The 13,177-nt window shown below is 65.1% G+C and carries 13 protein-coding genes; all 13 read right to left on the minus strand.

The genetic code is table 11. The features are described from left to right. The coding region (locus tag MUO23_04465; protein ID MCJ7512203.1) for a hypothetical protein at nucleotides 1-653 on the minus strand (653 nt) is incomplete at its 3' end. A gap of 119 nt (nucleotides 654-772) precedes the next feature. After that, nucleotides 773-1,333, minus strand: coding sequence for a ribosome-associated translation inhibitor RaiA (raiA, locus tag MUO23_04470; GenBank protein MCJ7512204.1), 561 nt, complete (start codon nucleotides 1,331-1,333; stop codon nucleotides 773-775). A 36-nt stretch (nucleotides 1,334-1,369) separates the two neighbouring features. Further along, the gene (locus MUO23_04475; protein ID MCJ7512205.1) at nucleotides 1,370-1,807 is read right to left on the minus strand and encodes a ComF family protein; all 438 of its coding nucleotides are present in this window, start codon (nucleotides 1,805-1,807) and stop codon (nucleotides 1,370-1,372) included. A gap of 321 nt (nucleotides 1,808-2,128) precedes the next feature. Further along, nucleotides 2,129-3,070, minus strand: coding sequence for a type II secretion system F family protein (locus tag MUO23_04480; GenBank protein MCJ7512206.1), 942 nt, complete (start codon nucleotides 3,068-3,070; stop codon nucleotides 2,129-2,131). A 58-nt stretch (nucleotides 3,071-3,128) separates the two neighbouring features. Next, nucleotides 3,129-4,133 carry a type II secretion system F family protein gene (locus MUO23_04485; protein MCJ7512207.1) on the minus strand — a complete coding sequence of 335 codons (1,005 nt, stop codon included), beginning with the start codon at nucleotides 4,131-4,133 and terminating at the stop codon, nucleotides 3,129-3,131. 3 nt (nucleotides 4,134-4,136) lie between these two features. Further along, nucleotides 4,137-5,543: a CpaF family protein gene (locus MUO23_04490; GenBank protein MCJ7512208.1), complete on the minus strand. Its 1,407-nt coding sequence runs from the start codon at nucleotides 5,541-5,543 to the stop codon at nucleotides 4,137-4,139. 34 nt (nucleotides 5,544-5,577) lie between these two features. After that, a complete protein-coding gene (locus MUO23_04495; protein MCJ7512209.1) occupies nucleotides 5,578-6,834 on the minus strand; it encodes a response regulator in 1,257 nt (418 codons plus the stop codon). A gap of 36 nt (nucleotides 6,835-6,870) precedes the next feature. Beyond that, complete coding sequence (locus MUO23_04500) at nucleotides 6,871-8,001, minus strand: SAF domain-containing protein (protein ID MCJ7512210.1); 1,131 nt, start codon at nucleotides 7,999-8,001, stop codon at nucleotides 6,871-6,873. Nucleotides 8,002-8,200: 199 nt separating this feature from the next. Then, entirely contained in the window at nucleotides 8,201-8,347 is a 147-nt protein-coding gene (locus MUO23_04505) for a Flp family type IVb pilin (GenBank protein ID MCJ7512211.1), read from the minus strand. 152 nt (nucleotides 8,348-8,499) lie between these two features. Beyond that, nucleotides 8,500-9,546: a sensor histidine kinase gene (locus tag MUO23_04510; GenBank protein ID MCJ7512212.1), complete on the minus strand. Its 1,047-nt coding sequence runs from the start codon at nucleotides 9,544-9,546 to the stop codon at nucleotides 8,500-8,502. A 12-nt stretch (nucleotides 9,547-9,558) separates the two neighbouring features. Continuing rightward, nucleotides 9,559-10,251, minus strand: coding sequence for a response regulator transcription factor (locus MUO23_04515; GenBank protein ID MCJ7512213.1), 693 nt, complete (start codon nucleotides 10,249-10,251; stop codon nucleotides 9,559-9,561). A 62-nt stretch (nucleotides 10,252-10,313) separates the two neighbouring features. Then, the gene (locus tag MUO23_04520) at nucleotides 10,314-11,786 is read right to left on the minus strand and encodes a hypothetical protein (protein MCJ7512214.1); all 1,473 of its coding nucleotides are present in this window, start codon (nucleotides 11,784-11,786) and stop codon (nucleotides 10,314-10,316) included. Beyond that, nucleotides 11,783-13,177 (minus strand): glycosyltransferase family 39 protein (locus tag MUO23_04525; protein MCJ7512215.1); only part of this gene is annotated, 1,395 nt, incomplete at its 5' end. The genes MUO23_04525 and MUO23_04520, both read right to left, overlap by 4 nt.

A 13,177-nucleotide genomic window follows, 5' to 3' on the forward strand; every position in this document is an offset into this window, starting at 1 on the left:
CGCCAGACGTGGGACGACGAACGGCCGATCACTGCCAGCGTACGGGCCTGGGACCTGAGCACCTGTCGCAGGCTGTCCGTCCGCCTCAGCATATCGGCCGGGCCTTGGTTCAAGACGGTCTCCAGAAACGGACCCAGGTCTGGATGGCCCGACAGCAGGAAGGCATCGGCCGGCGTATCGATGTCGGCCCGGGTGGCGGCGCGGGCGGGGAGAGGCTGGACGGTGCAGCCGGTTTCTTGCTGCAACCGCCATCCCACCGGGTTGTCATTCGGGATTGAGGCTGCCAGCGGCACGAGCAGCGAGCCATCGTTGATCACAAACCAGTCGGTCGAGTACAGGTTGTTGACGGCTGCCGTCGGCCGGGATTCGTCGGCCACCGCAAAGGCAGCCGCCAAGGCAGTCGTGTCGGCCAGTGGCGCACTGGCGCCCCCGAAGTAGGCCAGGCCGGAACGGCCATGCCCTGCGGCGAACTCCGCCAGAACGGCGCCGAAGTGAAAGGCGTCTTGCGAGGCGCGCCACAGGCTTGCCCCTGCGTGCGCCAGGCGCTCCGCATCCGCCGGCCGGGCAGCCAGGGAGAACACCTGGGAAACACCCTCTTGCTTCTCGAGGCGGCTGAGAAGATCGAGAGCGGCCGCCAAGCGCACTTCTCCCATCCAGGCCTCGGCGGGTGTGGGCCCGGCTGGCGGTAGGAGCATCAGCACCGGAATAGGGCGGGGCATGGGCAGAGCGTCGGAAGCCGGCGAAGGGGCCGCCGGCTTCCGAGCCAGCAGGGCTAGGCGACCTCGGTCTCGATCAGACCGAGCGTTCCATCCCGGCGGCGGTACAGGACGTTGACCGCGTTCGAGCTCGTGTTCAGGAAGACAAAGAAGTCAGTGTGCCCGATAAGCTCCATCTGTTCAACGGCCTCGTCCTCATCCATCGGTGACAGCGGGAAGCTCTTGCGGCGGCTGATCGTGTGTTGGATCTCGAGCGGCTCAGCCTCAGGATCGGCACCGGCCTCGGCCGCGGTGCGGCCGTCCCCGCGCCCTCGCCAGTGACGACCCCTATATCGCTCGACCTGGCGGTACATCTTTTCCATGACGGCATCAATCGAGGCATAGATGTCATCGGTCCGCTCTTCGGCTCGCAGCATCACCCCCTTGCCGCGAACGGTCAACTGCGCCACCTGTCGGTCGGCGCTGCTGCGGGCCGACTTGTCGTATGCCAGGTCGACCTTGGCTTCTTCCAGAATGTCCAGATAGCGATCGAGCTTGCTGGCCTTCTTCGTGGCGTATTCTCGCAGCCGGTCATTCAGATCCAGGTTGTGAACGCTAATTTCCACCGCGACGGTCATGCTGCCTCCTTGAGGGCCGCCTCACCCGACTAGGTGCTACGCTCGTCCGACGCTCACTCCCACGACCTGCCTGCATCCGGCCTGGCGCACGGCCTCGGCGCAGGCGATGAGCGTCGCTCCGGTCGTCAACAGATCATCGACTAGACAGACCGTCCGGTCTTGCACAAGCTGGGGCCTTGCCTGGAATGCCCCCTGCACATTCTCGCGGCGAGCGTTGGCGTCCAAGCCCACCTGCGATCGCGTTTCACGCGTCCGTTGGATGGCATCGGGCCGAAACTCGATGCCAAGTCTCCCTGCCAGGCTGGAGGCGATGAGGGCGACTTGATTATACCCTCGCTGACGCTGCCTGGCCCTGCCCAACGGCACGGGGACGACGAGCTGCAGTTCCCAGCCGGCCTGCTGCACCACCTGCCAGAGCCATTCGCCCATGACCGCAGCCATCTCGCGCGAGGGCCGGTACTTCAACCTAACCACAGCCCGCGCCAGAGGCCCGTGATACCGGGCAAAGGACCGCAGCGGCAGGAAGATTGGCGACTGCTGGCAGCGCCGACACATCCCCGGCCCGGTTAGCGGCTCGCCGCACGCCGGACAGAGCGGCACCTGTAGACGCTGCAGCGAGGCATCACACTCCGGACACCACACGCTGCCACCGCTTCCACACCCCAGGCACCGGGCGGGAAAAACAAGCTCCAGCAACAGCTGGAGCCAAGTCGTGCGCCGATCGTGCGTAAGCCTTCCTCCTGCCTGGCGCCTTGTGCCGCCTGCTGGCGATGATGGCCTGCCGGCCAATCCGCCCTAGCCCCCTGAGAATCCCAGGATCCCGCCGAGCGCCGAGCCCATCATGCTGGCCGCGGCCGGGCCAAGCAGGATGATCATGATCGACGGGAAGATCAGCAGAGCGATCGGAAAGACCATCTTGATGGGGAGCTTGTGGGCTTCCTCTTCCGCCATCTGGCGGCGCCGGACGCGCATCTGGTCCGACTGGATTCGGAGAACCTTGGCCATGCTGACGCCCAGCTGCTCGGATTGGATGATGGCCGCCACGAAGCTGGTCATCTCGGTCACCTGCAGCCGATCCGCCATATCCCGCAAGGCATCACGGCGCAGCTTCCCCAGCCGTATCTCCTGGATCACCCGTCCGAATTCGAGGGCAAGGTCGGTCTCCCATTTCTCATGCACCTTGGCCATGGCGGCGTCAAACCCCAGCCCTGCTTCCACGCAGATCGTCAGCAGGTCTAGGGCGTCAGGCATAGCGCGAAAGATCCCTTTCTGACGTCGGGATACACGGCTGCGAAGCCACAGGTCCGGGAAGAAGAACCCCAGCGCCGCGAAGAGCACGGACAGCCCCAGGCCTTGGAGAAAGTTGCGCTTCGTCGTCAGGTACACAATCAGGATGGCGCCGGCGAACAGCCCGGCCAGCACGAAGCGCAGCGACAGGAAGAACGCCGGATCGATTTGCAGGCCGGCGGTCTCGAGGCGCTTCTTGGCCGACTCCAGCGTCGCCTGCGGCGTGAAGCGCGCCGCCAGCTTCCCGATCCGGTTGAGCATGGGGACGATGACGCGTTCCTGGAATCGCTCTGAGAGCTCAATCTCTTCCAGCGTCGCCGGTTCGTCCCGGTCGGCATAATTGGCCAGGCGATCCTGAATCGAGTTCTTGGCCTCCGGCGAACGGACGCCAGCCACGACCAGGACAATGGCCCCGACAAGCGCCAACGCGAGAATGATCGCTATCACCATGGGCTCGTATCTCCTGACCCTGCTCGACGAGCCAGCCCCGGGGGTACCGCGGCTGGCACTAGATGTCGATCTTGACCATTTTCTGTACGATGGCGAAACCCGTTCCCACCAATCCGACAGATATGCAAACCCAGGCGATGCCACACATCCCTGAGTCCATAAACACAGGCACCCCGACCTTGAAGGGCTGTTTGATGTACTCGGGGTTGATAGCCAGCAGCAGGAAGAAGAGAGCGATGGGCATGCCACTGATCACCCAGGCCGTAGCGCGGCCCTGGGCAGTCAGGGCCGCGATCTCGCCCTTGATGCGAACGCGCTCGCGGATGACGAAGGAAATCGTGTCCAGGATCTCGGCCAAATTGCCGCCGACTTCGCGCTGGACGTTGACGGCCGTAATGACCAGGTCAAGGTCCTCGCTCTGGATCCGCCGCAGCAGGTGATCCAGGGCGTCTTCCATCGACAGGCCAAGCTGCATCTCCTGCACCACCCGCCGGAACTCGTCGCAGATCGGGGGGGGCAGTTCGCGGCTGACGGCTTCCATCGCCTGAAGCGTGGAGTACCCCGCCCGCAACCCGTTGACCACCAAGTTCAGCATGTCGCCGAGCTGCTGGTCGAACATCTTCAGCCGGCCCTTCTGCGCCCGGGAGACATACATTTGCGGCAACAGGTAGCCAAGGACTAGGCCGACGATGGCGAAGATCGCGTTCTTGCCGAGCACGAAGGCGACCAGCGCCACCAGCACGGCGCTGATCAGCTGGGCGGCGATGTACTCGGCCGGGCGGAGCTTAATGTCGGCGCGGGCCAGGGTGCGGGAGATCTTGCTGAAGCGGTCGGTGCCTTCCCCCAGCCGGTTGAGGAAGTCGCTCAGGGCGGTGGTGCGCCGTTGCTTCGTCTTTACCTCAATCTCGGCCGTCGGCATGACCATGCCGCCCGTCTCCGCGTAGCGGCCCAACCGTTCTTCGACGACTGTTCTTCGGCCGACGAGGGAACTGACAACTCCAGCGCCCAGCAGGATCAGGCCGAGGCCGGCCCCGATGGCGAGGATCAAGTTGGGCAGGTCCATTGCCTAGTAGCGGCTCCTATCGCCGACACCAAAGATCGAGGCCGGAAGGCGGATCCCGGCCGCCTCGATCTTATCCATGAACCGCGGCCGCAGGCCGGTCGGGCGCAGGCGGCCAATGACTTTACCGTTCTCAAACCCGGTCTGCTCGAAGACGTAGATGTCGGTCATGGTAATGACATCGCCTTCCATCCCCTGGATCTCGGCGATGTGGCTCACCTTGCGGGTGCCGTCGCGCAAGCGTTCAACGTGCACCACCAGTTCCAGGGCTGAGGCGATTTGCTCCCGGATCGCCCGGATCGGAAGCTCCATGCCCGCCATCAGGGTCATCGTCTCGATACGCGAAAGCGTATCGCGGGGGCTGTTGGAGTGGGCGGTGGTCATCGATCCCTCATGGCCGGTGTTCATCGCCTGGAGCATGTCCAGCGCTTCTTCGGAACGGATCTCGCCGACGATGATGCGGTCGGGACGCATTCGCAGCGAATTGACCACCAGGTTCTGGATGGTGACTTCGCCCCGGCCCTCGATGTTCGGGGGGCGCGATTCCAGGGTGACGACGTGCTCCTGCCGCAGCTGGAGCTCGGCGGCGTTTTCGATGGTGATGATCCGCTCATTGGACGGGATGTAGGCGGAGAGCAGATTGAGGAAGGTCGTCTTCCCCGAGCCGGTGCCGCCCGAGACTACCATGTTGATCCGTCCGATAACGCACGCCTTGAGGAACTCCATTGCCTCCGCCGTCACCGTCCCCCACTCGACCATCTGCTCGACCGTGATCGGGATCTTGGCGAACTTCCGGATGGTCAGGGTGGGGCCAACCAGGGAAATCGGCGGAATGACGGCGTTGACGCGGGACCCGTCGGTCAGGCGGGCGTCAACGTACGGGCTGGACTCGTCGATGCGCCGGCCCAGCGGAGAGACGATGCGGTCGATGATACGCATCAGATGGTCATCACTCTCGAAGGCGGCCGGCTCGCGGTAGATCTTGCCGGCGCGCTCGATGTAGATGTTCTTGCCGCCGTTGACCATGATCTCGGTGATGCTCTCGTCCGCCAGGAGCGGCTCGAGCGGGCCCAGGCCCAAGATCTCCGCCACAATCTGCTCGAACAAGCGGCGGCGTTCCGGCCGCGAGAGGACGATCTTCTCTTCGGTCAGGATGCTTTCGAACAGGTCCTCAATCGTCTTGCGCACTTCGGCTGTCTGGCTGACATCCATCGATGGGTCGAGCTCCGCCAGCAGCTTGTTCTGGACGCGGGCCTTCAGGCCATGATAGGGATCGCCGCGAGGTTCGTTCGGCATGGCGACCGGGCGCGGCCGAGCCTGCTGCAGGCGGGTGGTGCCGGCCGGAGCGGCCGCCGCCCCGGTCTGAACCGCCGGTCGCTGGGCCTCTTTCTCGATCTTGCTCAGCAAGGACATCGATCCACCTCCTCAAATACCTCGGGCCTGCCAGCTAGCGGGCGAACAGCCGCGGCCGTTCCGCCACCGGCTCTTCCGTTTCTTCCTCGGCCGGCTCCGCCAGCAACCTCTCCTTCACCGACGCCACCAGTTCCAATAGATTCTTGGCCGGTATCTTGGACTTATCTCCGAGCAGCAGCGGCACGCCCTTGTTGATCGAGGTGGTAACGACCTGATCAACGAAGGGAATCTCGGCATCGACCGACTTCTTCAGGTTCTCGGCGACTGCCGAGGCGGCGATCCCGCTGCGCTTGTCCATCTTGTTGAGAACAAAAAACACGCGCTCCCGGGGCATTCCCAGAATCCCCGCCAGGTCGAGGAACAAGCGCGCATCCTTGATGGCCGGGATCTCGGGTGTGGCCACCGCCAGGATCAGGTCGGATTCGTCCAGGATCGCCAGGGTCGTGTCGTCCATGGTGGAGGACGTGTCCACAACCACATAGGCGAACACCCCTTTCAGCCAGCGCAGCACGGGCCGCACCTGGTCGGCATGGATTTCGTCGGCCATCTCCGGCCGCGGCGGTGCGGGCAGCACCCGCAGACCCGAGCTGTGCGACATCAAGATCTCGTCGACGAATTCTCGGTCGAGTTCCTCGGCGCGTGAGGCCAGGTCAACCATGCTCAACTTTACCTGCATGTTCAGGAAGACCGAAACGTCGCCGAACTGAAGGTGGCCGTCGACCAGTACTGCCGGCGTGTTTTCGGCGTTCAGGCCAATAGCCAGGTTGGTGGCCAGGGTTGTGCACCCCACCCCGCCCTTGGGGGAGTACACGGCGATCATCTTGCCGCCGGTGACCACGGGCTGCCCCAACGGCCCGGTGGAGGGGAAGGCGCGGGTGCTTTTTTGCCGCTCTTCCTTCTCGATCGCGGCAAGTCCGTTCTGCCGGACCGAGGTGATCAGCTCCTCGGTTGAGGGTGGCTTGGGGATGAAGTCGCTGGCGCCGGCCCGCATCGCCTCGCGCATGTAGTGAGGTTCGTTCTGCACCGAGACGATGATGATCTGAGCGAACTCGACGTCCTTCAACAATTCGCGGGTGACGCTGATGCCGTCCATGTCGGGCATGTTGATGTCCATGACCACGACATGCGGGCGGGTGGCTCGGGCGATCTCGAGCCCCTCCTGCCCGGTGCGTGCCGCGCCCACGACCTCGATGTCCTTCTCGAATTGAAGGAGCTTGCGGATGTTCTCGCGGAACTCCGCAATATCATCGACGATCAGGACGCGAATGCTCTCGGCACTCGGCTCAGGCATGCAGCGCTCCGGGCCCTGGCCTCCGTCCCCCTCCGGCTACTGCGGTGGCGCCGGCGGCGGTGCATCGTTCGGGAGCACCGGCGTGATGGGCTGGTTGAGGCGCGGCTCGACGCCGAAGTTCAGCGGCTCAGGCACCTCGATCCGGTAGTTCTCGAACAGGTAGCCGAGAGTGACGCTGGTGGTGGTCGTGGCCGTGACGTCGTTCGGCCCGCGCAGGGTGAACACCATATCCAAACCGGCCTTCATCGCCCAGTTCAGAGCCAGCGCATTCTGCGGCGAGACGATCAGGGTAATCACATCCGGGGGTCGAACGGTCGTTGTCTGCTGCTCCGAGCCAGCGGGCGCGCCAACTCCTCCCGGCTGGACCGACGCCAATTGGCCGAGCGCCTCCTCGTCGGCGGTCTTGAAGGAGCCGACGTGCAGCACGGTCGCGTTCTCAATCAGCCGCTGAGAGACCAGCCTGGGGCGCTGGGCTTCGGTCGGTTGCTGGTACAGAGGCACATCGGTATCCTGCACGATTTCGAGCTTGCCCATGGGTGGCGGCTCAGGGTTGGTGCACTCCGGGCCGCGTTCGCCCTGCGTGAGATCCGTACAGGCGTAACCCGTGAGGTTGCCCCCATCCTGCCCGAGGAGCAGCATCGTGTCGTTCGGGAGCAGGGTCTGGAAATCCTCATCCAGATCCAGCACCACGGCGCTGACGATGACATCCACTTTGTCGCCACCGCGCAGGGCGTAGGCGACGCTCGACAGGCGCGTGATCGGGACGGAGATCGCCGTGAAGCCGGGAGGGATGGCGACCGCCGCCACGCTTCCCGCTCCCAGCAGCTTGCCCGGTTCCTCAGTCAGCATGTTCTGGGTGACGGGCAGGCCGCGGGCGATGTCCAGCCGGGCATACTTGCCTGTGACCTGGCTGACGTCTGTCAGCATGGTCTCGACGATCAGATCACGCGGGTACGGGGAGACGACCACGGCATTCTCGGGGATGCTCGAGCCGCGGGCGATGTCCTGAGCCGCGATCACGATCGTCCCGATATCCGCCGGCGCCTGGGGGCCATCCGACGGGCCGGAGCCAGCGCCGCCTGAGAAACGCCTCAGAACCAGGAACGCCGCCAGCACCCCCAGCAGCAGTACCATGGCGACCAGGATCAGCATTCGTCCGCGGCGCATAGTCCCTCCTTAGGCAGTCACGCTCAAGATGCCACCGTCTGGCAATAATACAGTCTGCAAGTCCTTTGTCAAGCCAAAGGCGTCGGACCAGGCAAGCCGGATCGACGCTTCCCCTTCGACACATGGAGCCCTATCGCCGATAGGGCTCCATCTCAGCTCGTGCTCAGTCCGTCCCTCTCCGGCTTCGCCGGACAGGGCGCTAGATGTTGGTGACGATGTTGCTGAACACGTTGCCGATGGCCGGTCCAAGCAGCGCAAGGATGACGATGACAACGACCGCAACCAAGACGAGAATCAGCGCGTACTCGACCAGGCCCTGACCTTTTTCTCTCGGGGCAAACAACATGGCGCTTCCCTCCTTTCCCTCGGATCTCCTGTTGTTTCCAGGGTGCCCTCATTATAGGGAGCCAGGAGGGAGCCTCTCAATAGGACCTCGGTCCGCGCCGCCTCTGCCCCACCGGCCGGCCGGCCGCCCCGCGGGCCTTACAGCTGCCTTGCTCACTCCACCGGAATGGCAAAGGCAATTCGCGTGCCACTTCCTGGGGTGGATTCGATTTCCAGACTGCCGCCGACCTGCTGGATCCGCTTGGCCAGGCGCTTCAGGCCCCTCTCCGGCGCGGCCTCCGACAGCACGGCCTCCCGGTCAAAGCCTCGGCCGTTGTCCTCGACGCTGACCCGGATCTGGGCCACATCCATGTCCAGGCTGACCTTGGCCTGGGTCGCCTGGGCATGGTCCCGGATGTTCCCCAACAGGGTCTGTGCAGCCCGGAAGATCAGAACCTCCCGGTGGGACTCCAGCCGGCGCTCCGACCCAGTGACGACCACTGTCAGCGCCAATCCGGTCTTGTCCTTGAAGGCGTCGGAGTAGCGGCGAACGGTCGGGACCAGGCCGAGGTCGTCGAGCATCATTGGCCGTAGGTCGAAAATGAAATCGCGGACGGTGGCGAAGGTGGCGTTGGCCGAGGTCTTGAGCGCCACCAGTTCCTGCCGGGCCTGCTCCTGGTCGACGGTGAACAGCCGCAGGGCGATTTCGATCTGGAGGATGAAGTTGGCCAGTGACTGGGCCGGGCCATCATGGATCAGCCGCGAGATCTTGCGGCGTTCCTCTTCCTGGGCCTCGATGATCTCTTCGATCCCGATGGCTGCCTCCGGCGCAGCCGACCCGGGCAGGGGCTTGGCGCCGCCTTCCAGCAGCCCGATCGTGCGCTCGGCAAAAGCCCCGTAGTTCTTCAGGTGCGCCTGGTCGGCCTGCAGCTTCTCCAGCTGGCCCCGCATGGTGAACAGCCGCTGCTGGGTGTCCATGGCCTTCTCATACGAGGCTTTGATGTCCTCGCGCGGGACGGTGTCGAAGTGGGCCTGCAGCTGATGCAGTTCGCCGGCGGCGGAGGTGTTGCGCTGGGCCAGCTTGTCGACCTCACCCTGGCTCTGCGCCACCAGCAGGCCGATCTCCTTGGCCTGGCGTTGCAGGGTGGCGAGTTCGGCCCGAGCCTCCTCGATGAAGGCTTCAACTGGGCTGGGTTCCGTAGGCTCTGCTCTCTGGGCCATGGCTGATCTGCCCTACTTGCGTGTGTCCTGAAGGCGCACCCAACCGTGACGGAGGGCGTAGACCGCCGCCTGCGTGCGGTCCTCGACGTCGAGCTTGTGCAGAATGGCGGTCATGTGGTTCTTTACCGTCTGGTGACTGATCCCCAGACGACCGGCGATCTCCTTGTTGCTCAGGCCCCGGGTGACATACTGCAAGATCTCCATCTCGCGGGGCGAGAGAGGCGAGAAGGCTTCGACCTCCCCGTCCAGGTGAGGGCGGCGGACGCTCTCGATGCCCTCCTCCAGCCACTGTGCCAGCCCGTTGCTGTCGTACACCTGGTCGCCGACGACGTAGAAGCCGCGCGCCACCTGACGGATGACGTCGACCAGCTTGCCAGCCTGGATGTCTTTCGAGCAGTAGGCGGCGGCGCCAGCCCGAACCCCATGCAACACCTGCTCGACATCGTCGTAGGCCGTGAGCAGAACGACGGCAGTCCCCAGGCGCTCGGTCGCCACCTGGCGGGTGAGCTGCATGCCGTTCATGCCCGGGAGGTTGACATCGATCAGGGCGACATGCGGCTGCAGTTCCTTGATCAAGGGTAGAGCCTCCTCGCCGCTGATGCTTTCCCCGATCACGTGCAGGTCGGCCTCGCCGTTGATGACGTTGCGTACGCCTTCACGGAAGAGCGGGTGGTCGTCGACAATGAAGACACCGATCTTGTCCATCGCGTTCTCCGCCACCGCTGGATTGCGGCGAGTATAGCACACGGGTCCTCAGGACAACAAACTCACTCCGGTGGCCAGGCATACACCGCCATGTTCTCCCCACCGGCGCCGGGGCTGTAAGACCCGGAGCTGGCGTAAACCGATGTCCCGCGCGCGCTCAACCTGGGATACCAGCCCGGGAAGGTCATCAAGTAGGCCGCACCCTCCCGACTGAGCCACGCCTCCAGGGCAGGCTCATCGCGCAGGATCGGGATGGCCTCGGCAGAGGTCAGGCCAGCCAGGTCCAGGATCGGCCGATCGCCAAAGTAGCCCAGGGCACCGATATCGTGCGCCGCGATCAGCGAACCGGCGGGCGTGTTCGCCCGGATCCAGTCGGCTGTGTCCACCATCTCGGTCTCGATGATCGCCACGTCCTGGCCATAGGCGCGTGCGCCGATGACGACGAAGGCCGCCGACACCACAGCCAAGGTTATGACCCAGACCCGTGAGGCAATCCGGCGCACTGGGCTGGTGGATCCGAGATCGGCCCAGAGCATCAGCCCTTCCACGCCCAGGACGATCACGATCGGAATGACCGGCATGGCGTACCGTCCGTGTTGGTAGACCACGGGTAGACGCAGGGCGAACAGGACAAGATAGCCCACAGCCCAGACCAGGGGAGCCAGGCGAGCCGTCCGCCGTGATCGCAGGCCGTGCACGGCCGACAAGACCAGACCGGGGACAAGCACGATTCCTACTCCCACCAGCGGAGATCGGAGCTGGGCGAAGAGGCGCAGCCAGTACGGATCGTGCTGCAGTTCGCTGTATTCCAAGGTCTTGGCGTAGAGCGTGCTGGGGAAGGCCGTCCCGGCGGCCGCAGCATTCAGGGCGAAGTAGGGCAGCGCCACCAAGCCCACGCCAATGGCGTACATCGCTGCCGCTTTGGCGACCGGGCCTGGCCGGTGCTCCGCGCCTGCCAGGGCGTGCACCACCACCGGGAGGACCAATGTCAATGCGTCCGGCCGAACCCACACGGCGATGGCTGTGATCCCGCCCACGAGCCACGGCGCCCGCTCATCGTCCATGGCCCATAGCGCCAGCAGAACCAGCCAGCTGAAAAGCAGCGTCTCCATTCCTGACACGGCTGCCCAGCCGAGATGCCACTCGACCGCGATCAGCAGGCCGACTGCCCAGGCGCCTGCCGGCATCCCCGGGTTCCGTCGAGCAAACCACCTCCCTCCCGACCATGCCAGCCCGAGCCAGATCGCCCCACCGAGAGCGTACGCCCAGGTCAGGTGCGGGATGCGCAAGCCATAGCCGACCGTCAGCAACAGCGTCCAGAGTGGAGCGGTCGAGCCCGCGCTCGGTTGTCCCGGGACGAAGGACCATTCGCCGAGCCGGGCAAGGTTGCGAGCATAGGTCTGATGGATCCAGGCATCGTCCAGTGGGAAGCCAAGACGGAGCACCCCGGCGCTGCTAGCGAGAAACACAAGCATGCAGATGGCGACGAAAGCCGCCAGGACAAGAGGCTGCGCTCGCTGCCCGGGGTCTTTCATTCGGCCTCGCCCGGCGGCCCAATCCGGAACAGGTAGACCGGTGTCCCCTGGGGCGAAACTGCCTGGGCCCTCAGGGTAAGCCCGGCTTGCGACGTCGGCTGGTCATACAACCAGGCGAGATCTATGGGGTGGTCGGCTTCGAGCACGACCCAGGCCGCATCGTAGGCGGCAGCGGCTTGCAGAAGCGCGGCAAGATCACCGTCGGGGATCGGGATCACCGGCGAATCTACCGCCAGATACAGGCCGGGCGGATCGTTGGCGGCGATTGCCCCCGCCGTCCCTCGGATCTCAGGGAAGGCCCTGGCGATGGCCTGGTGACGCGCCTGGTTGGCCTGCCAGGCCCATCCACCGGCGACAGGCGCTACGGCCCGGGAGTGAAAGACCCACAGGCTGACCATTGCCGCCAACACGATGCAAGCGATGCCGAATCCGCGCCCGGCGCGCCCGGCATCCCACCCGCGCCGCCGAACGCCGACTTCGATGACCGCCGACAGCCCCACGGGTGCGACAGCCCACAGGAACGGCATCACCGCCGTGCTGGAGTGGAAGAACCCGCCACGCGGCCCGGCAAAGGGAAAGACGAAGGACATCATCAGCAGCAACAACGCCAGGTAGAGCAGGTTCGATCGGATGTACGGATGGCTGCGGCTTCGCCAGGCCCCGAGCGCCATCAGGGGCGCCAAGAAGACCAACCCGTTCACCACCACCAACGTCTGCAGATTCGACCAAAGTGCGGCCAGCCGCACACCGGCGATGGCACCGGCGCCGCTCGCCCACCAGCGGGCGGCCGTCAGCCCCGCCGCCGGGAAGGCATACAGGTCATCGTAGTCGGTGAACCACAGCGAGCGGCTCAGTCCTGCGGCGAAGGGACTCCCCACAACCATTTGGTTTCGAGCCCACCACGGCAGCATGATCAGCCCATACCCGACGACCAGCACGGCTGCACCCCGCAGGCGGGCGCCCGAAACCGTCAGGGCAGCCGCCAATCCTACGACCAGCATTAGCAGCCCATCGGCTCGGATCCAGTGGCACAAGGCGGCCAGCACCCCGGCCAGCAACCACCTTCCGCTGGTGGGCGCTTGGCGAGCGCTGGCGATGGCGAAGAGGGTGGCTGCGCCAACCCAGGCATACAGCGCGAAGGCATCGGTCGTCAGGAAGAAGGCAAGGAAGAAGCCCGGGAAGAGCGCCAACATCCCCGCCATCATCGCCCGGTCCCTGGCATGGAACAGCTGCAGGCTGAGCCAGGCGACGAGCATGGGCAGGGTGGCGGTCAGGAGAATTGAAGGCAGCTGGGCTGCCCGGAAGCTGTCGCCGAAGGCCGCCATGGCCGCAGCTGCGAGCAGGCTGACTCCGGGCATCCAGTACATGTTTGATGGGTGCGGGATGCCCGC

The organism is Anaerolineales bacterium (genome assembly GCA_022866145.1).
In the GTDB taxonomy this organism is placed as follows: domain Bacteria; phylum Chloroflexota; class Anaerolineae; order Anaerolineales; family E44-bin32; genus PFL42.